Source organism: Paraburkholderia sp. MM5482-R2 (genome assembly GCF_050436125.1).
GTDB classification, from domain to species: Bacteria; Pseudomonadota; Gammaproteobacteria; order Burkholderiales; family Burkholderiaceae; genus Paraburkholderia; species Paraburkholderia tuberum.
Genome location: NZ_JBNDLP010000002.1, coordinates 2,326,387 through 2,345,792 on the forward strand (window position 1 = coordinate 2,326,387; position 19,406 = coordinate 2,345,792).

Consider the following 19,406-nt stretch of genomic DNA (forward strand, 5'->3'; position numbering starts at 1 on the left):
GGTTGCGCAAGAGCAATGCAAGGACCACGCCATCGATCCGATCAAGGCGCGCAAGCCGTTGCCACACATTGCGATTCACGCGGAAAACATGACGGCGATCGCACGCCCGTGCGCCTTCGTTTCGCACGTCGACAGTGCTGCGTCGCACCATCCCTGTGCCTGGCCGCCTCAAAACGCGTCGCGCGCGGGCTCCGGTCCGAAGCCGCGCGACTTGCCGCAAATCCCCGCCACACCGCGCTTTCGGGCGCATTTATCGAAATTGGCACAGCCCTTGCGATAAGCGTTGCCATCGGACCAACGTGGGTTCGTCGCGCTTGCAGCACAACTGCACGCGCCCCGCAGCACCCAACAGGACAACGGCGTCCCCCGAATTCGGCCCCTCGGCTGGATTCGCGGGACGCCGTTTTTATTTCCGCAATCGCTTTCGCCAGACACCAGAGGACAGCGCGCTCATGAAAATCATCGTTATCGGCCACGGGATGGTCGGCCACAAACTGGTCGAATGCCTGGCGCAACGGGCCGCGCACGATCTCGACATCACGGTGCTGGGCGAAGAATCGCGACCGGCCTACGATCGCGTGCATCTGTCCGAGTTCTTCTCGGGCAAGACCGCCGATGACCTGTCGCTCGTCGAGCCGGGCTTCTTCGAGCGCCACGGCGTGCAACTGAAGCTGAACGCGCGGGCGGTCGCGGTCGATCGCGACGCGCGCACGGTGACGGTCGCGACCGGCGAAACGCTGCCGTACGACCGCCTCGTGTTCGCGACCGGCTCCTATCCGTTCGTGCCGCCGGTGCCGGGCCGCGAGCGCGGCGACTGCTTCGTCTATCGAACGATCGACGATCTCGAAGCGATGCGCGAATGCGGCGCCCGCTCGAAAGCGGGCACGGTCGTGGGCGGGGGCCTGCTCGGTCTCGAATGCGCGAAGGCGCTGCGCGACATGGGTCTGCAAACGCACGTGGTCGAATTCGCGCCGCGCCTGATGGCGGTGCAGGTCGACGACGGCGGCGGCCGCGTATTGCGCGGCCGGATCGAAGAGCTTGGCGTCACGGTGCACACGCAGAAGAACACGACGGCGATCGTCGACGGCGAAGCGGGCACGCACCGCATGCAGTTCGCCGACGGCAGCCATCTCGACACCGACATGATCGTGTTCTCCGCCGGCATCCGTCCGCGCGACGATCTCGCGCGCGCATGCGGCCTCGAACTCGGCGCGCGCGGCGGCATCGCCATCGACGACGCGTGCCGCACCAGCGATCCGCACATCTATGCGATCGGCGAATGCGCGCTGTGGCACGGCCAGCTGTTCGGGCTCGTCGCGCCCGGCTACGAGATGGCGCGCGTGGTCGCGAAGCAGTTGCTCGGCGACCCGGCCGAATTCGCCGGCGCCGACATGAGCACGAAGCTCAAGCTGATGGGCGTCGACGTCGCCAGCATCGGCGACGCGCACGGCAATACGCCGGGCAGCCGCACCTACCAGTTCAGCGACGAACGCAAGCAGATCTACAAGAAGCTCGTCGTGTCCGATTGCGGCAAGCATCTGCTCGGCGGCGTGATGGTCGGCGACGCGAGCGAATACGGCACGCTGCTGCAGATGATGCTGAACCGCATCGAGCTGCCAGCGTCCCCCGAATTCCTGATCCTGCCGCAAGCGGACGGCAGCGCGAAGCCGGCGCTCGGCGTCGAGGCGTTGCCCGCGGCCGCGCAGATCTGCTCGTGCAACAACGTGTCGAAGGGCGAGCTGTGCGCAGCCGTGTGCGCGGGCGCGACGGACATCGGCGCGTTGAAGAGCGCGACCGGCGCGGGCACCTCGTGCGGCGGCTGCGTGCCGCTCGTCACGCAGGTGATGAAGGCCGAGATGAAGAAGCAGGGCCTCGCGGTGAACAACCACGTCTGCGAGCACTTCCCGTATTCGCGCCAGGAGCTGTATCACCTCGTGCGCGTCGAGGGAGTGCGCAGTTTCGGCGCGCTGCTCGCCAAGCATGGCCGCGGACTCGGTTGCGACATCTGCAAGCCGGCGGTCGCGAGCATTCTCGCGTCGTGCTGGAACGAATTCGTGCTGAGGAAGGAGCACGCGTCGCTGCAGGACACCAACGACTACTACCTCGCGAACATCCAGCGCGACGGCACCTATTCGGTCGTGCCGCGCATGCCGGGCGGCGAAGTGACGCCCGACGGCCTGATCGCGGTCGCGCAGGTCGCGAAGAAATATGGCCTCTACACGAAGATCACCGGCGGCCAGCGTGTCGATCTGTTCGGCGCGCGCGTCGAGCAATTGCCGTCGATCTGGGAAGAGCTGATCGCGGCCGGCTTCGAATCGGGTCACGCGTACGGCAAATCGCTGCGTACGGTGAAGTCGTGCGTCGGCTCGACGTGGTGCCGCTATGGCGTCGGCGATTCGGTCGGTCTCTCGGTCGAACTCGAGAATCGCTACAAGGGCCTGCGCACGCCGCACAAGATCAAGTTCGGCGTGTCGGGCTGCACCCGCGAATGCGCGGAAGCGCAGGGCAAGGACGTCGGCGTGATCGCGACCGAGAAGGGCTGGAATCTGTACGTGTGCGGCAACGGCGGCATGAAGCCGCGTCACGCGGAACTGCTCGCCGCGGACCTCGATAAGGCGACGCTCGTGCGCTATATCGACCGCTTCCTGATGTTCTACGTGCGCACCGCCGACCGACTGCAACGCACCAGCGTGTGGCGCGACAACCTCGAAGGCGGGCTCGACTATCTGATCGACGTGATCGTCGACGATCGCCTTGGCGTCGCCACCGAGCTCGAAGTGGAGATGCAGCATGTGGTCGACACGTACGAGTGCGAATGGAAAAAGGCCGTCACCGATCCCGAAACGCGCAAGCGCTTCCGCCATTTCGTCAACAGCGGCGAGTCCGATAGCAACGTCGCCTTCGTCGAGGAGCGTGGACAGATCCGGCCGGCAACGCCCGCCGAGCGGCAGGTGCAGCGCATCGAGATTCCCGTTGTCGTCGAGACGGTTTGACCTCATCCGATTCCCGCTTAACTCAAAAGGAGCCCAGTCATGAAGAACGAACGCTTGCCCCGCGCCTGGACCGCGATCTGCGCACTCGACGACATCGTGCCGAACACCGGCGTTTGCGCGCTCGTCAATGGCGAACAGGTGGCCGTGTTTCACGTCGATGGCGGCCAAGTCGAGTCGCCGGCCGAGCCCACGGTCTACGCGATCGAAAACTTCGATCCGGGTTCGCACGCGGCGGTGCTGTCGCGCGGACTCGTCGGCAGCCTCGGCGAGCGCATCGTCGTCGCGTCGCCGATCTACAAGCATCACTTCGATCTGCGCACCGGCGAATGCCTCGAAACGCCGTCGTATTCGGTCAGCGCATTTGCCACGCGCGTCGAAAACGGCCAGGTGTGGGTCGCGGTTTGAGGTAGCGGCCTTTGTCCATCGTTCTGATGTTTCAACCCGATCATTCGCGCATGTCTGCTACCAGCGTAAAGAGCGTGTGTCCGTATTGCGGCGTCGGCTGCGGCATGGTGCTGCACGTCGAGGACGGCCAGGTCGTGAAGATCGCTGGCGACAAGGAGCATCCGGCCAACCTGGGCCGGCTCTGCACCAAAGGGCAGTCGGCCCACGTCGCGCTGCGCAAGTCGGGTCGTCTCGAAGGCGCGTTCGTGCGTCGTGCGCGCGACGAAGACCCGGTGCCGCTGCCGATGGCGCAGGCGCTGAGCGATACCGCCGCGCGTCTGCGGCGCGTGCTCGACGAGCATGGTCCCGATGCGCTGTCGTTTTACGTGTCGGGGCAGATGTCGCTCGAAGCGCAGTATCTGGTCAACAAGCTCGCGAAGGGCTTTATCGGCACGAACAATATCGAAGCGAATTCGCGCCTGTGCATGGCGAGCGCGGCGAGCGGCTACAAGCTGTCGCTCGGCGCGGACGGCCCGCCCGGCTCGTACGAAGACTTCGATCACGCGGATCTGTTTTTCGTCAGCGGCGCGAATATGGCCGACTGCCACCCGATCCTGTTCCTGCGCATGATGGATCGCGTGAAGGCGGGCGCGAAGCTGATCGTCGTCGATCCGCGCCGCAACACGACCGCCGGGAAAGCCGATCTGTTCCTGCAGATCAAACCCGGCACCGACCTCGCGCTGCTGAACGGTCTGCTGCATCTGCTGCACGAAAACGGCGCAACGGATGCGGCTTTTATCGGCGAACACACCGAAGGCTGGGACGCGATGCCCGCGTTTCTGGCCGGGTACACGCCGGAGAACGTCGCCCGCATCACGGGCCTCGCCGCCGACGACATCCGTCGCGCCGCGCAGATGATCGCGTCGGCCAAAGACTGGATGAGTTGCTGGACGATGGGCCTGAACCAGAGCACGCACGGCACGTGGCACACCAACGCGCTGTGCAATCTGCATCTGGCGACGGGCCGCATCTGCCGGCGCGGCAGTGGACCGTTCTCGCTGACGGGCCAACCGAACGCGATGGGCGGCCGCGAAATGGGCTATCTGGGCCATGGTCTGCCGGGGCAGCGTTCGGCGCTGGTCGCCGCAGATCGCGCGTTCGTCGAAGCACTGTGGGGCATCGCACCGGGCACGCTCAAAGCGGACGCGGGCCACGGCACGATCGACATGTTCGCGCGCATGGCCGCGGGCGACATCAAGGCGTGCTGGATCATCTGCACGAATCCGGTCGCGACCGTCGCGAACCGGCAGACCGCGATCGCCGGTTTGCGCGCGGCCGAACTCGTGATCGCGCAGGACGCGTTCCTCGATACCGAAACAAACCGCTACGCCGACGTGTTGCTGCCCGGCGCGTTGTGGGCCGAAGCCGAAGGCGTGATGGTCAACTCGGAGCGCAATCTGACGCTGATGCAGCAGGCCATCGAACCGCCCGGCGCGGCGCTGCCCGACTGGCAGATCATCGCGCGCATCGCGTGTGAAATGGGCTTTGCCGATGCGTTCAGTTATGCGAGCGCCGACGAAGTGTTCGCCGAACTCACGCGCGCGGCGAATCCGGCGACCGGCTACGACCTGCGCGGCGCGAGCCATCGCCGCTTGAAGGACGCGCCACTGCAGTGGCCGATCGCGTCGGCCGATTCGTCCGAGCGCAATCCGCTTCGCTATCTGAATGACGGCGTGAGCCAGACACTCAGGGAGTCGGAAGATGGCGGCCACCCGCGCATTGCTTTTCCGACCGCGAGCGGCAGGGCGAAGTTTTTCGCGCGTGCGTATCAGCCCGCGGCCGAGTTGCCCGATCGCGAGTTTCCGATCGTGTTGAACACGGGCCGTCTGCAGCATCAGTGGCACACGATGACCAAGACCGGCAAGGTCGCGATGCTGAACAAGCTGAACCCCGGACCCTTCGTCGAAATTCATCCGGACGACGCGGCCGAACTCGGGATTCGCGCGAAGGACGCGGTCGAGATCCGTTCGCGGCGCGGCCGCGCGGTCCTGCCCGCCGTCGTCACCGATCGTGTGAGCGCGGGTCAGTGCTTCGCGCCGATGCACTGGAACGACGTGTTCGGCGACGAACTGTGCATCAATGCGGTGACCAACGACGCGGTCGATCCGGTTTCTCTGCAGCCCGAACTGAAAGTCTGCGCGGTCGCGCTGAGTCCGGTGACGGCGGATCGCGACGCGAGCACTCGCAATGACGACGATGCGCTCTCTACCCCCGCCGACGCAGCGGTTTTAGCGCCCAGCGCCAAGGATCAACCCATGCCTCGTATCGAAGCCCTCACCACTTTGCTGCAACTGCCGCCCGAGCCCGCGCCCGTGCCGTCGCTCAGCGACGCGGAGCGCGCGTATCTGGCGGGTTTCGTCAGTGGCCTGCGTTCGGCCGAAGCGCAAGGTCTCGTCAACGTGCCGGTGCTGCCGCACAGCGCACCGTTCGATGCGGTGAAGCGGCTCTATGTCGATGGTCTGCTTGCGGGACTGTATAGCCGCAGCGCGACGACAGCCCAGACGTCGACCGCTGCCTTGCGGCCGAATCTCGCGCAGGAAGAGCCACGCGAATCGGGCGTGCGCATCGTGCGCGTGCGGCCGAAGGTCACGCTGTTGTGGGCCTCGCAAACCGGCAACACCGAATCGCTGACCGAGCGTTACGCGACGCGTCTGATGGAATCGGGCTTCGAAATCCGCACCGCGTGCATGGCCGACTATTCGTTCGCGACGCTCGCGAAGGCGCAATACGTGCTGCTGATGACGAGCACGTTCGGCGACGGCGATGCGCCCGACAACGCGCAGGACTTCTGGACGCAACTGAACGCCGCCACGGCGCCGCGCCTCGACGGCGTGCGTTTCGCGGTGCTCGCGCTCGGCGATCGCAACTACGATCAGTTCTGCGGTCACGGCCGCCGTCTGGACGAGCGGCTCGCCGCGCAGGGTGCGCTGCGTCTGAGCGAGCGCGTCGATTGCGATACTGAATATCAGCAGGGCGCCGATGCATGGCTCGAACGCGTGATCGTCTGCATCAAGCAGGCGGATGCCGCGCTGTACGCGGTGCCGCCGGGCGGCATGATCAACGCGGTGGTGGGCGCGGTGCCGACCAAGGCGCGGCCGGCCGCGTCGCGCGTCGTCGGCAATCTGCGCCTGAACCGGCAGGGCGCCGCGAAGGATACGCGCTACGTGTCGCTGCAAACGGGCGAGACGAACCTCGAATACGAAGCGGGCGATGCGCTCGGCGTGTGGCCGAGCAACTGCCCCGAACTCGTCGACGAACTGATCACGCTGAGCGGTTTGCACGCGGAGGCATCGGTGCACGTCGCGGGTATCGGCGACATGCGGCTCGCCGATGCGCTCGGCAAGCACTACGAGATCGCGCGGCCGAGCGCCGAAGCGCTCGCGTTCGTCGCGGCGCGCAGCGGCAACGGCGCGCTGGGCGATCTGCTCGCGCCCGAACGCAAGGCGGATCTGAAGCAATGGCTATGGGGACAGCAGCTCGCCGACGTATTGCACGAGTTTCCGGTGAGCCTCTCGGCCGCCGAGCTGACCGGCATGCTGAAACGCCTGCAGCCGCGTCTGTATTCGATCGCATCGAGCCCGAAGGCGCATCCGGGCGAAGTGCATCTGACGGTATCGGCGGTGCGTTACAGCAACGGGCGGCGGCACCGCAAGGGCGTGTCGTCGACGTTTCTCGCGGATCGCGCAAGCGACACCGACGTGCCCGTGTTCGTGCAGAAGTCTGCGCACTTTCGTCCTCCTCATCAATCGGACACGCCGATGATCATGGTCGGACCGGGCACCGGCATCGCACCGTTTCGCGGCTTTCTGCACGAACGGCAGGCACGCGGCGAGCGCGGACGCAACTGGTTGTTCTTCGGCGAACAGCATGCCGCGACCGACTTCTACTATCGCGACGAACTCGAAGCGATGCGCGCGAGCGGTCTGCTGACCCGGCTCGACGTCGCGTTCTCGCGTGACCAGGCCGACAAGATCTATGTGCAGGACCGCATGCGCGAACACGGTGCGCAACTGTGGGCATGGCTCGAAGACGGTGCGCATTTCTATGTATGCGGCGACGCGAACCGGATGGCGCGCGATGTCGATGCGGCGCTGAAGGACGTCATCACGACTCACGGTGGCATGAGCGAAGAGAAAGCACTCGAATACGTGAGCCGTCTGACGCGCGAAAAGCGTTATGCACGCGACGTGTATTGAGCCGCCGATGCGTTGCAGAAGATGCCTTTAAAAAGGCCTCGTAACAGACAGCCCGATGGCATGACGCTTGCGTGTCGAGTCCCAGTGAAAACTCTGGGCGACATGCCGGCGCAAAACACAAGTAACGCAGCAACTGGACTACCCGTCATTTTATTTACTGAGGATCTCTGATGAAAAACGTGATGCACTCCCTGCGAAGCGGTGATTGGCGCGCACTGGTCGCCTGCTTTCTGTATTTCGACACGGGCTTCACCGTCTGGGTGCTGTATGGGCCGCTCGCGCCGTTCATCAGCAAGAGCATCGCGATGACGCCCGCGCAGCAGGGTCTGCTCGTCGCGGTGCCGGTGTTGTCCGCGGCGATTCTGCGCGTGACGCTCGGCAATCTGTATCAGTCCGCGCACGGCAAACGCATTGCATTGATGGGCGTGCTGCTGTCGGCGGTGCCGACGATCGTGCTGCCGTTGCTGCAATCGGTGCCGTCGTACGAAATGCTGCTGGTGCTCGGCGTGTTCCTTGGCGTCGGCGGCGCCAGCTTCGCGGTCGCGCTGCCGATGGCCGGCAGTAACTATCCGCCGAAAGTGCAGGGCCTCGTCTTGGGGCTGGCCGCGGCCGGCAACATCGGCGCGGTGCTCGACGGCTTTCTGTTCCCGCAACTGGCGACGCGCTACGGTTGGCAACTCGCCGCGGGCGGCGCCTTGCCGCTGCTCGCGATCGCCGCGATCACGCTGTACTTCTGGGCCAACGATGCGGGCATCAAAACCGGCAGCGTGCTGCGCGCCTTCGGCAGTTTCGCGACGACGCTGGTCGGCCTGATCGCGCTCGTGCTGCTCGTCGAAGCGGGGCTATTCGGCGCGGGCAAGACCGGCGTGCTGCTGCTGCCGGTGATCGGTGCGCTGCTGGCGATCGCGGTGCTGCCGCAACGCTACCGCTCGGTGCTCGCCGAGCGCGACACGTGGGTCATCATGCTCGTCTATAGCATCACGTTTGGCGGTTTCGTCGGTATGTCCTCGTATGTGTCGCTGCTGCTGACCAACCTGTATCAACTGTCGAAAATCGACGCGGGCCTGTTCATGGCGCTGCTCGCCGCGACCGGCGCGATGGTGCGCCCGCTCGGCGGCCTGATTGCCGACCGCGTGTCGGGCGTGCGCGCGCTGACCGTGCTGCTGGCGATCATCGCGGTTTGCGATTTCCTGTTCGCGGCGGCGATGCCGTCGCTCGCGGGCGGCATTGCGTTGCTGCTGTGCCTGTATGTCGCGTTCGGACTCGGCAATGGCGCGACGTTCCAGCTCGTGCCGCATCGCTGGGCCGGCCGCACCGGGCTGATGTCCGGCATCGTCGGGGCGGCGGGCGGCATCGGCGGCTTCTATCTGCCGGTCGTGATGGGCATCGCGAAGGAAAGCACCGGCAGCTATCAAATGGGCTTCGCGACGTTCGGCACACTGTCGGCTTGCGCGTTCCTTGCGATCGTCGCGCTGCGCCGGCCGTGGATGGCGTGGTCGATGCAAACCGGCGTCATGCACGCGCATGCGACGGAGTAAGGCGCGGCGCGCGGCGTCCGGTCGTGCCGGCGTCGCACGCATCACGCTCTGAACAAAGCGCAGTCGAATGCTTGCATATCGGAGGCGGTGCTTCTAATATGCAGTCAGGAGGCTGCATATGAACTCATCGACCGATCGCATCGAAAAGCAGGTTCTGTTGAAGGCGCCGCGCTCGCGCGTCTGGCGTGCGCTGTCCAACGCCGAGGAATTCGGCAAATGGTTCGGCGTGAATCTCACCGGCAAGCAGTTCGTCGCGGGGCAATCCACGCAGGGGCACATCACCTATCCAGGCTATGAGCATCTGCTGATGAACGTGCTGGTCGAGCGTGTCGAGCCCGAGCATCATCTGTCGTGGCGCTGGCATCCGGCCGCGATCGACATCACGATCGACTACACGCCTGAGCCGACCACGCTCGTGGAATTCGATCTGAGCGACGTCGAGTCGGGCACGCTGCTGCGCGTCGTCGAATCGGGCTTCGACCAGTTGCCGATCGGGCGCCGCGCGCAAGCGTTCCGGCTGAACGACGGCGGCTGGGAGCAGCAGATGGTCAACGTCGAGCGATATGTCGGCGCGAGCTAGGGCGGCCCCCGCGAGGGCGGGCCTCAAGGCGGCGACACTGCGCAGTTCGGCGGCGGTGTTCGCGGCGCTCGGTGACGAGACGCGTCTGCGGCTTGTCGCGGCGTTGTGCGCGGGCAGTGCGATGTCGATCGCGCAGCTGACGGCCGGCACCGACATCACGCGGCAGTCGGTCACGCAGCATCTGCAGGTGCTGGCCGACGCGGGCCTCGTGCACGACGTGAAGGTCGGACGCGAGCGCCTGTGGGCGTTCGAGCCCGCGCATCTCGACGCGGCACGCCGCGCGCTCGACGCGATTTCGCGGCAGTGGGATCAGGCGCTGCTGAAGCTGAAGACGATGGTCGAAGAATGAAGGGCGGGCGTCCGTGGTGATTGCACGAACCGAGCCGGCACGCGGATTGGCCGCCTGCCGGTAGGCGGTACGCGATGGCGGGTGCCGCATTTTTTACCGACTGCGAGCGGCACATCGTGCGCGGAAGCGCGGAACAACGCAAAAAGGGGCCAAAAAATTGGCCCCCAATCCACTGTAAAAAAGGAAGAAAAACGAGCCCGCGACTAATCGGCGATCCGCTTGTCGGCCAGCGCGTTCTGGCAGTCGGCCAGAACCTGCCGGACGAGCCGGGCTTGCGGGTCGAGTTCGTCGGTATCGAGAATTTCTTCAACTGCGTCGCGCGCCCAGTCGGCATCGACGAAGCGCGCGTGGCGCCGCGCGATTTCGACCGCGGTGGCCGACAGCTTCGCGACGCACAGCCAGTCGGCTTCGCGCGCGCGGCGGTCGAGCCACTTGTGCGCGGACTGCACGTGAAACGCCGCGTCGGGCCAGTCTTCGTTCAGATAATAAGCGCCGAGGCTTCCGCATGTGAGCCAGCACAACAGCTCCAGGCGGTCACGGGGACTCAGATGTTGGCGTACATCACTCATGGCGACGCTCGCTGCAGTAAATGGCTTCCCGGTGAGGCCGGCGGGCGCCGTCCTCCGCTTTTTACACACGCTTTTTACAAACATTAGCATGCGGAATTCCCGGGCGGCAATTCCTGACCACCCTTAGCGTGCGGCGCCGCCACAGGTGGGGTTTTCGGGCGGTGCGTCAGCGTGGTGCGCCGGCGATCTGATCGCCCCGGGACGACCCGCCGCAGCCGAAGCGCCGGCATTTACCGGCTCGCAGCGGTTCCCGGCGCGGCTTCAACGTTCGCCGCGCGTCGCGACGATGAAAAACCGCGGAAACGGCAGCAGCACCGTGCCATCGGCGAGCGCCGGGTAGGCTCTGACGATTTCGTCGCGATAGCGTTGCACAAACGCGCCGCGTTCGGCGGCGTCGAGCGCGGCGAGAAACGGCCGCAGCGCGCTGCCCTTGAACCATTCGACCACCGCGTCGGCGCCCGCGAGCGGGTGGTGATAGACCGTGCGCCACACGTCGACGCGCGCACACAGCGGCTTGAGCAGCGCGTAGTACCAGTTTGCGTCGTAGCGCATGGTGCGCTCGATACCGTTCAGCTTCGTCGCCCAAGGCCCGTCGATGGCGATTTCGCGCAGCAGCCGGTGCGCCGGTTCGTCGAGATTGTCGGGCATCTGCACGGCGAGGCTGCCGCCCCTGGCAAGTTTTGCCACCAGCGCGGGGAACAGCCGCTCGTGGTCCGGCACCCATTGCAGCACCGCGTTCGCGAGGATCACGTCGTAGGGGCCGTGCGCGTCCCAAGTCGAAACGTCGCTGATGTCGAAGCGACATTGCGGCAGCCGCCGACGGGCCGCCGCGATCATGTCGGCGGAGCGGTCGATGCCGCTGACCGACGCGCCCGGCACCCGCTCGGCCAGCACCTCGGTCGAGTTGCCCGGGCCGCAGCCGATGTCGACCGCGAGCCGCGCGCCGTTCAAGGGCACCGCCGCGAGCAGATCGCGGACCGGCCGCGTGCGCTCGTTCTCGAACAGCATGTACTGCTTCGCGTGCCAATCGCTATGCGCGTTCGTGGTTTTGTCGGTCATCTTTTGCTCCTTCGCGGGGTTCGTTGCGGCCATTCTCGGCCGCTGACAGACCAGAGTAAAATGAATTTATGATCCCGATTACTTCATTTTTCTAATGAAAATCGACACGCTCGGCGTGCAGGCTTTCGTCGCGATTGCCGATCGCGGCAGCTTCCAGAGCGCGGCGGATTCGCTGCACGTCACGCAAACCGCGATCACGCAGCGGCTGCGCAAGCTCGAAAGCTATCTCGGCGTCACGCTGATCGAGCGCACCACGCGTTCGATGGCGCTCACCGAAATCGGTCGCAATTTTCTGCCGCAGGCGCGTCGGCTGCTCGGCGAGCTGGCGGACGCGCTCGTCGAGATCCGCGAAACGGGCATCGCGCGACGCGGCGACGTGTCGATCGCGTGCGTGCCGACCGTCGGCGTGCAGTATCTGCCGCGCATCCTGCAGGCGTATTCGGCACGCTATCCGCACAATCGCATCAAGATTCTCGATCACGCGTCGTCGGCGGTGGAGGAGGCCGTGTTGCGCAGAGAGGTCGAGTTCGGCATCAATATCGCGCGCGAGCATCATCCCGATCTCGCCACCGTGGCGCTCACCGAAGACCGCTACGTGCTGATCTGCCACGAGGACCATCCACTCGCGAAGCGGCGGCGCATCGCATGGCGGCAGTTGCAGCCGTTCCCGCTGATTTTCGCCGGCGAGGTCAGTGGTAATCGCGCGCTGCTCGACGTCGCGCTGGAATCGAGCGAGCTCGCGCTGCGTTCGTTCTACGAGGTGCAGCGCAGTTCGACCGCCGTCGGACTCGTCGCGCAACGCGTCGGCGCGGCCGTGGTGCCCGCGCTCGCGCTGCAGAACGGCGCGTATCCGAGCGTGCGCACCGTCGAGCTCACGCAGCCCACCGTGTGGCGCACGCTGGTGCTCGTCGCGCGCAAGACCGCGCAGTTGTCACCGGCCGCGCAGGCGCTGTACGACATGATCCGCGAACAGGCGACGCTGAAAACCGGATGACGGCGCGCCGCGCGCAAGGCAAACTGGCTGGCTTCCGAGTTTCATTCCTTCAACCCGTTCAATCCACGCGACACCCAACGACTCATGCTGCAGATACTCGGCAAGACCACCTCGATCAACGTGCGCAAGGTGTTGTGGACCTGCGCGGAACTTGGGCTTGCGTTCGAACAGGAAGACTGGGGCTCGGGCTTTCGCTCGACCGAGGTCGCCGAATTCCGCACGCTGAACCCGAACGCGATGGTCCCCGTGATCCGCGACGGCGACTTCGTGTTGTGGGAATCGAACTCGATCATCCGTTACCTCGCGAACCGTTATCGCGGTGACGGGCTGTATCCGGCCGATCCGGTCGAGCGCGCGCGCTGTGATCAATGGATCGACTGGCAGGCGAGCGAATTGAACCGCTCGTGGAGCTACGCGTTTCTCGCGCTCGTGCGGCACTCGCCCGAGCATCAGGACCCGCGCCAGATCGCCGCGTCGTGCGCGAACTGGTCCAAGCATATGGCGATCGTCGAGCAGCAACTCGCGCGCACCGGTGCGTATATCGCGGGCGACGCGTTTTCGCTCGCCGATATTCCGATCGCGCTGTCCGCGAACCGCTGGCTCGAAACGCCGCAGCAGCACGACGATTTGCCGGCGCTGGCCGCTTATATGGCGCGCCTGGCCGAGCGCGACGGGTATCGCAAGCATTGCCGAAACGGCACACCGTGATCGTTGATTCGCGCGCTTCTGCAATCTGTCGGTGCTTACAGAATCCGCCTTCAATGCTTACGCTCTGCTTGTGAATTCCCGCGCTCGACGGCTTCTGCGCGGTGCACCCCGCGTCGCCTACAATGGCGGCCATCTAGCGACATTGAAGGTTCAACGATGCGGTTAACGAAATTCGCGCTGGCTTTGCTGGCGGCGTGCTTCACTCTGAACGCGAGCGCGGAAATGACGGCCGCGCAATACAAGCGCTGGGCACACGCCGACAACAACTCGATCTATGCGGCGTACATCACCGGCACGATCAACGCGTTCGGCTGGGCGAACGGCGATCTGGTCGCGAGGAAACAGCCGCAGCTGTTCTGTCCGCCACCAACGCTCGCGATCGGCAACCAGACGGTCTATCCGTTGCTCGACGCGTTCTTCGCGAACCATCCGGGCATTTCCGAGGATTTTCCAATCGGGCTCGCGATTCTGCGCGCGTTGCAGGGCGCGTATCCGTGCTGACGTGCTGACGTGCTGACGTGCTGACGTGTTGAAGGAGTGAGGGGAGGGAGGCAAAGAGGGGCAACCTCAGGGGCGAACTCGCGAAGCGGGCCCGCCCCCCGGTGGATCAAACCTGCACGAGATTCGGAATCTGCACGTTCGGATTGACGTCCGCGTCGTAATCGACGCCCTTCATTTCAAAACCGAACAGGCGCAGGAAATCGGTCTTGTAGCCCGCGAAATCGGTGAGTTCGTAGATGTTGTCGTTGCTCACCTGGTTCCACAGCTCCTGCACGCGGCCTTGCACCTGCGGATCGAGTTCCTTGTAGTCGGCGCGCAGACGGCCTTCGTCGTCCAGATGCGGCTGGCTGCCATAGAGGCTGTCCTTGTACAGGCCGTAGACCTGCTCGATACAGCCTTCGTGCGTGCCTTTTTCCTTCATCACCTTGAAGAGCAGCGATAGATAGAGCGGCATCATCGGAATTGCCGAGCTTGCCTGCGTGACGACTGCCTTCAGCACCGCGACGCGCGCATCGCCGCCCTTGGCCGCGAGCTTTGAGCGGATGCCGACCACTTTCTGGTCGAGATCTTTCTTGGCCGCGCCGATCGAGCCGTTCCAGTAGATGTCGTGGGTGATCTTCTCGCCGAGGTAGGTGAACGCGGTGGTCCTGGCGCCGTCGGCGAGCACGCCGGCAACGCCCAACGCGTCCATCCACATCTGCCAGTCCTCGCCGCCCATCACCGCGACCGTGTGCGCGATTTCTTCCGGCGTCGCCGGTTCGAGGACGGTTTCCTTGATCACTTCCTTGTCAGTGTCGATGCCGCGCAGATTGACAGCCTTGCCGATCGGCTTGAGCACCGAGCTGAACACTTCACCGGTCTTCGGGTGCTGGCGCTTCGGCGCCGCGAGGCTATAGACGACCAGATCGACCTGGCCGAGATCGCGCTTGATCACTTCGATCGTGCGCGCCTTCACTTCGTCGGAGAACGCGTCGCCGTTGATGCTGGTCGCGTACAGGCCTTCGGCGGTGGCGAACTTCTCGAACGCCGCGGTGTTGTACCAGCCGGCCGTGCCAGCCTTGGTTTCGCTGCCGGCGCGCTCGAAGAACACGCCGAGGGTCGACGCGCCCGAGCCGAACGCTGCGCTAATGCGGGCGGCGAGGCCATAGCCGGTCGACGCGCCGATCACGAGCACCTTCTTCGGGCCGTTGGCGATGGGGCCGCGTGCCTTCACATACTCGATCTGTTCCTTGACGTTGGCTTCGCAGCCGGTCGGATGGGTCGATACACAGATGAAGCCACGCACACGCGGTTTGATGATCATGAAGCACCTCTTGTCGGAATTGGCGACATTATAGTGGCCTCGCCGGAGCCGCACTCCATGCCGCGAACGAGGCAAAAACCGGCGCACCCCCCACATCTTGGTACGATTGCGCCTTTCCCAGCCGACGACAGCAAGTGAAGCGCCTCTTTTCCTCCTTTCTGGCGGCCCTCGACAAAGGGCTGACGCTCGCGAACCCGCTGTTCGCGAAGGCCGCATGGCATCTGCGCCATCCGACCCGCCGCACGTTCGCGTGGGGGCTCGCCGCGCTGCCGGTGCTATTCGTACTGTACGTGCTGTTGCTGATTCCGTTCACGCCGAGCATCGGCGACATCCGCAAGGCCAAGATCGAGCAGCCCGCGCAGATCCTGTCGGCGGACGGCAAGCTGCTCGCCGAGTTCAAGCCGTCGAACCGCGAGTGGGTCAAGCTGAAGGACATCTCGCCGAACGTCGTGAACGCGCTGATCGCCACCGAGGATCACCGCTTCTATCAGCATTTCGGGCTCGACTGGCGGCGCACCGCTTCGGCCGCGCTGCACACGTTCTCCGGCGACCGCCAGGGCGGCTCGACGATCACGCAGCAGCTCGCGCGCAATCTGTATCCCGACGAAATCGGCCGCGCGCCGACGTTGACGCGCAAGCTGAAGGAAGCGATCACCGCACTGAAGATCGAGGCGTTCTACACGAAGGACGAGATCCTCGAAACCTACCTGAATACGGTCCCGTTCCTGTACAACGCGTACGGCATCGAGATGGCTGCGCGCACCTATTTCGACAAGTCCGCATCCGACCTGAACGTGCTCGAAGCGGCGACGCTGACCGGCATGCTGAAGGGCAACGCGTACTACAACCCGGTGCTGAACCCCGAGCGCGCCTTGCAGCGGCGCAATACGGTGCTCGCGCAGTTGGTCAAGTACGGCAAGCTGACACCCGCCCAGTACGACACGCTCGCCCGCAAGCCGCTGCGTCTCGACTTCGAGCGCCAGATCGAGCCGCCCGGACCCGCGCCGCACTTCACGCAGCAACTGCGCAAATGGCTCGTCGCGTGGGCCGATCGCAACGACTACAACATCTATTCCGATGGACTCGTCGTGCGCACGACGATCGACTCGCGTCTGCAGACGATGGCGACCCAGGCGGTCACGCTGCAGGGCAACCAGTTGCAGAACATCGCGAACTCCGCGTGGGGCACGCGCGCGGGCTGCTCGGCGGATAAGGACCTGCTGCGCACGTTCCTGCGCGAAACGCCTGACTTCCGCGCGGCCAAAGACACGGGCCTCGCCGACGACGACGCGCTGAAACGCCTGCTCGCCGATCGCAAGCTCGTGCAGAGCGTGTGCGACACGAAGACGCGCGTGCAGGCCGACTTCCTCGCAATGGACCCGCGTACCGGCGAGATCAAGGCGTGGGTCGGCAGCCGCGACTTTGGCGTTGATCCGTTCGATCACGTGCAGCAGGCGCGCCGTCAGCCCGGCTCGACCTTCAAGCCGTTCGTCTACGCGGCGGCCTTCGAGGCCGGCGCGAAGCCGGACGACAAACTGCCGGACAATCCGGTTCAGATCGAACTCGCCGGCGGCGAAATCTGGAAGCCGAACGACGAGGACGAGCCGAGCGGCCGCATGATCAGCCTGCGCGACGCGCTCGCCTATTCGCGCAACCGCATCACCGCGCAGGTGATGGAGTCGGTGGGTCCGAACAGGGTCGCCAGGCTCGCGCGCGCGATGGGTGTGCGCGACAGCCAGCTCGACCCGGTGCCGTCGCTCGCGCTCGGCACGAGCCCGGTCACGCTTAAGGAAATGGTGTCGGCGTACGGCACGATCGCGAACCTCGGCGGCTACGTCGAGCCGCTGATGGTCACGCGCATCGAGGACCGCAACGGCAACCTGCTCGCCGAATTCAAGCCGGCCACGCCGAGTCGCGAGCTGCCCGCCGACACGGCGCGCACGCTCGTCGACGTGATGCGCGACGTGATCAGCCGCGGCACCGGCGCGAGCATCCGCACGCGCTTCGGCGTGCGCGGCGATGTCGCGGGCAAGACCGGCACGACCCAAGGCAACGCGGATGGCTGGTTCATCCTGATGCAGCCGCAACTGGTGGCGGGGGCGTGGGTCGGCTTCAACGACAGCCGCGTGACGCTGCGCAGCGATTACTGGGGGCAGGGTGCGCATAGCGCGCTGCCGATCGTCGGCGATTTCTTCCAGCGCGCGCAGCGCTCGCGGCTCGTCGACAGCCACATGAAGTTCGATACCGCGCAGCAGCCGGGCTGGTTCGCCGAGCGCGCCGAACGCTTGCGCGACTGGATCGGGCACCTGTTCACGCGCACGCCGGCGCAGCCGGACAAGCAGGTCGTGGCGCGTGCTCCGGCGCGGCGCGCGCCGGTGGCGTCGGTGCAGCCGCCGACGTCTGCCGTGGCGGCACCGGCGGCGGCGTCAGAGGCAGCGGGCGCGTCCGCGGTGCAGGGCGAAGCGCGCGAGTTGCCGCCGTTGCTGCCGGCGCCGGGGTCGGGGTCGGCTCCCGCGCCGGCGCCGGGTAATACCGTCGACGGTGAAGCGCACGGCGGCGGTGCGGCAGCGCTCGCGCCAACCCCGACGCCGGACGACATCGTGCCGCCCGATGCGGGCGGTCAGGGCACAGAAGGGTCGAATAACGGCAGCGGGGCGAATTGAAGGCGACCCGGGCGGGCTGCCCGGGTGCGTATTGAACGGCGCGTGGGACTAGCGCTAAGACCTCGCGACCCCCGCTTCACCCGGCGGTCGCGCATGCGGATTGCCATGCGTCGTCTCGAGCGACGTGTCGTGATGCAGCAGCAACACCGCCGCCATGCCGATGAGTCCCGCGCCCGACAGGCATAGCAGCCCGGCGCCGAAGCCGCCGGTGCTGTCCTTGATCCAGCCCATCGCGAACGGCCCGAAGAAACCCGCCAGGTTGCCCAGTGAGTTGATCGCGGCGATGCCGCCCGCGGCCGCCGCGCCCGACAGGAACGCGGCCGGCAAGGTCCAGATTACCGGCAGGCAACCGAAGATGCCGAAGCCGGCAATCGATAGCGCGATCATCTTCTGCACCGGATCGTCGAGGCCGGCCGCGGCCGCGATGCCGGCCGCCGCGACGAACAGCGCAGTCGCGACGTGCCAGCGGCGTTCGAGGTGGCGATCCGAATGCCGTCCCCACAAAATCATGCTGACGAGGCCGACCACGTACGGCAGCGACGTCACGAAACCCGTCTGCAGATTAGTGAGGCCGAACGACTTCACGATCTGCGGCAGGAAGAAGCTCAGGCCGTAGTTGGTCGCGTTCGCCCCGAAATAGATCAGCGCGATGGCGAGCACGCGCGGATTGATCAGCGCCTCCTTCACGCTGAAGTGGCGCACCGCCTCGCGATGCTCGCGCTCCTGCTTCTGCCGCGCGATCAGCCAGTCGCGCTCCTCGGCGCTGAGCCAGGTGGCGTCGGCGGGCTTGTCGGTCAGATACAACAGCACCGCGACCGACAGCAATAACGCCGGCACCGCCTCGATCAGATACAGCCACTGCCAGCCGCCGAGTCCGCCGCGGCCGTCGAGCGACAGCAGCGCGCCGGAGATCGGGCCGCCGATCACCGTCGACAGCGGAATCGCCGCCATGAAGTAGCCGACCACGCGCCCGCGATACGCGGCCGGAAACCATAAGGTCAGCAGAAAGATGATGCCCGGGAAAAAGCCGGCCTCGGCGACGCCAAGCAAAATGCGCAGGCCGAAAAACACGTGCGCGGGCGAGAGCCCGGTGAAGCGCGCGATGTCCGGGATAAACGCCATCGCGCCCGCGAGAATACCCCACGTAAACATGATCCGCGCGATCCAGCGGCGCGCGCCGAATCGTTCGAGCAGCAGGTTCGACGGCACTTCGAAAAAGAAGTACGCGATAAAGAACACGCCCGCGCCGAAGCCGAACGCGCTCGCGGACAGATCGAGCGCCTTGTTCATCTGCAAGGCCGCGAAGCCGACGTTGACGCGATCGAGATAGGCGATGAAATAGCACAGGATCAGGAACGGCACGAGCCGAACCGTGACGCGCTGAAGGGTACGTGCCTCGAGATCCATATATGTCTTATATGGACGCCTCCCGGTTTGCCAGGTGATATTCGGTGTGTGACGGACAGGATGAGGTTGCAGACTTATATCCGGCCTGTGGTGCGGATGGTG

At 65.6% G+C, this 19,406-nt stretch carries 14 protein-coding genes; 10 read left to right on the top strand and 4 right to left on the bottom strand.

Annotated features, from left to right (window positions below):
• Positions 1 to 452 precede the first annotated feature (452 nt).
• The 6 genes from nirB (at position 453) to OKW37_RS13640 (ending at position 10,100) form a co-directional block, all read left to right on the top strand.
• Positions 453 to 2,993, top strand: coding sequence for a nitrite reductase large subunit NirB (gene nirB, locus OKW37_RS13615; protein ID WP_429405921.1), 2,541 nt, complete (start codon positions 453 to 455; stop codon positions 2,991 to 2,993).
• A 39-nt stretch (positions 2,994 to 3,032) separates the two neighbouring features.
• Positions 3,033 to 3,398 carry a nitrite reductase small subunit NirD gene (gene nirD / locus OKW37_RS13620; protein ID WP_184066563.1) on the top strand — a complete coding sequence of 122 codons (366 nt, stop codon included), beginning with the start codon at positions 3,033 to 3,035 and terminating at the stop codon, positions 3,396 to 3,398.
• A 50-nt stretch (positions 3,399 to 3,448) separates the two neighbouring features.
• Entirely contained in the window at positions 3,449 to 7,633 is a 4,185-nt protein-coding gene (locus OKW37_RS13625; protein WP_429405918.1) for a molybdopterin-dependent oxidoreductase, read from the top strand.
• A gap of 170 nt (positions 7,634 to 7,803) precedes the next feature.
• Positions 7,804 to 9,171 carry an MFS transporter gene (locus OKW37_RS13630; RefSeq protein WP_184033681.1) on the top strand — a complete coding sequence of 456 codons (1,368 nt, stop codon included), beginning with the start codon at positions 7,804 to 7,806 and terminating at the stop codon, positions 9,169 to 9,171.
• Positions 9,172 to 9,289: 118 nt separating this feature from the next.
• A complete protein-coding gene (locus OKW37_RS13635; RefSeq protein ID WP_184074052.1) occupies positions 9,290 to 9,751 on the top strand; it encodes an SRPBCC family protein in 462 nt (153 codons plus the stop codon).
• On the top strand, positions 9,735 to 10,100 hold the full coding sequence (locus tag OKW37_RS13640; RefSeq protein ID WP_184033686.1) for an ArsR/SmtB family transcription factor: 366 nt from the start codon (positions 9,735 to 9,737) through the stop codon (positions 10,098 to 10,100). Before OKW37_RS13635 ends, OKW37_RS13640 begins: the two co-directional genes overlap by 17 nt.
• Positions 10,101 to 10,303: 203 nt before the next feature.
• Here the strand turns inward: OKW37_RS13640 and OKW37_RS13645 are convergent, their stop codons facing one another.
• Entirely contained in the window at positions 10,304 to 10,669 is a 366-nt protein-coding gene (locus OKW37_RS13645; RefSeq protein ID WP_026225375.1) for a hypothetical protein, read from the bottom strand.
• A gap of 261 nt (positions 10,670 to 10,930) precedes the next feature.
• Positions 10,931 to 11,728, bottom strand: coding sequence for a trans-aconitate 2-methyltransferase (gene tam, locus OKW37_RS13650; protein ID WP_429405911.1), 798 nt, complete (start codon positions 11,726 to 11,728; stop codon positions 10,931 to 10,933).
• A gap of 94 nt (positions 11,729 to 11,822) precedes the next feature.
• Between tam and OKW37_RS13655 the strand changes: the two genes are divergently transcribed.
• The 3 genes from OKW37_RS13655 (at position 11,823) to OKW37_RS13665 (ending at position 13,931) form a co-directional block, all read left to right on the top strand.
• A complete protein-coding gene (locus OKW37_RS13655; RefSeq protein ID WP_429405909.1) occupies positions 11,823 to 12,722 on the top strand; it encodes a LysR substrate-binding domain-containing protein in 900 nt (299 codons plus the stop codon).
• 84 nt (positions 12,723 to 12,806) lie between these two features.
• Entirely contained in the window at positions 12,807 to 13,430 is a 624-nt protein-coding gene (locus OKW37_RS13660; RefSeq protein WP_429405907.1) for a glutathione S-transferase family protein, read from the top strand.
• A gap of 156 nt (positions 13,431 to 13,586) precedes the next feature.
• A complete protein-coding gene (locus tag OKW37_RS13665) occupies positions 13,587 to 13,931 on the top strand; it encodes a hypothetical protein (protein ID WP_090804882.1) in 345 nt (114 codons plus the stop codon).
• A gap of 106 nt (positions 13,932 to 14,037) precedes the next feature.
• Here the strand turns inward: OKW37_RS13665 and fabV are convergent, their stop codons facing one another.
• The gene (fabV, locus tag OKW37_RS13670; RefSeq protein ID WP_187610060.1) at positions 14,038 to 15,234 is read right to left on the bottom strand and encodes an enoyl-ACP reductase FabV; all 1,197 of its coding nucleotides are present in this window, start codon (positions 15,232 to 15,234) and stop codon (positions 14,038 to 14,040) included.
• Positions 15,235 to 15,368: 134 nt separating this feature from the next.
• On the opposite strand from fabV, the gene OKW37_RS13675 reads away from it, so the two are divergent.
• Positions 15,369 to 17,897 carry a penicillin-binding protein 1A gene (locus OKW37_RS13675; protein WP_429405905.1) on the top strand — a complete coding sequence of 843 codons (2,529 nt, stop codon included), beginning with the start codon at positions 15,369 to 15,371 and terminating at the stop codon, positions 17,895 to 17,897.
• A 54-nt stretch (positions 17,898 to 17,951) separates the two neighbouring features.
• On the opposite strand, the gene OKW37_RS13680 is transcribed toward OKW37_RS13675, so the two are convergent.
• The gene (locus OKW37_RS13680; RefSeq protein WP_184066521.1) at positions 17,952 to 19,304 is read right to left on the bottom strand and encodes an MFS transporter; all 1,353 of its coding nucleotides are present in this window, start codon (positions 19,302 to 19,304) and stop codon (positions 17,952 to 17,954) included.
• Between the last annotated feature and the right edge of the window lie 102 nt (positions 19,305 to 19,406).

Bases quoted from the DNA above. Each gene is read 5' to 3' on its own strand.
- nirD (WP_184066563.1), top strand. From the start codon at position 3,033: ATGAAGAACGAACGCTTGCCCCGCGCCTGGACCGCGATCTGCGCACTC.
- OKW37_RS13655 (WP_429405909.1), top strand. From the start codon at position 11,823: ATGAAAATCGACACGCTCGGCGTGCAGGCTTTCGTCGCGATTGCCGAT.
- OKW37_RS13625 (WP_429405918.1), top strand. From the start codon at position 3,449: ATGTCTGCTACCAGCGTAAAGAGCGTGTGTCCGTATTGCGGCGTCGGC.
- OKW37_RS13645 (WP_026225375.1), bottom strand. From the start codon at position 10,669: ATGAGTGATGTACGCCAACATCTGAGTCCCCGTGACCGCCTGGAGCTG.
- OKW37_RS13635 (WP_184074052.1), top strand. From the start codon at position 9,290: ATGAACTCATCGACCGATCGCATCGAAAAGCAGGTTCTGTTGAAGGCG.
- OKW37_RS13665 (WP_090804882.1), top strand. From the start codon at position 13,587: ATGCGGTTAACGAAATTCGCGCTGGCTTTGCTGGCGGCGTGCTTCACT.
- OKW37_RS13660 (WP_429405907.1), top strand. From the start codon at position 12,807: ATGCTGCAGATACTCGGCAAGACCACCTCGATCAACGTGCGCAAGGTG.
- OKW37_RS13630 (WP_184033681.1), top strand. From the start codon at position 7,804: ATGAAAAACGTGATGCACTCCCTGCGAAGCGGTGATTGGCGCGCACTG.
- nirB (WP_429405921.1), top strand. From the start codon at position 453: ATGAAAATCATCGTTATCGGCCACGGGATGGTCGGCCACAAACTGGTC.
- OKW37_RS13640 (WP_184033686.1), top strand. From the start codon at position 9,735: ATGTCGGCGCGAGCTAGGGCGGCCCCCGCGAGGGCGGGCCTCAAGGCG.
- fabV (WP_187610060.1), bottom strand. From the start codon at position 15,234: ATGATCATCAAACCGCGTGTGCGTGGCTTCATCTGTGTATCGACCCAT.
- OKW37_RS13680 (WP_184066521.1), bottom strand. From the start codon at position 19,304: ATGGATCTCGAGGCACGTACCCTTCAGCGCGTCACGGTTCGGCTCGTG.
- tam (WP_429405911.1), bottom strand. From the start codon at position 11,728: ATGACCGACAAAACCACGAACGCGCATAGCGATTGGCACGCGAAGCAG.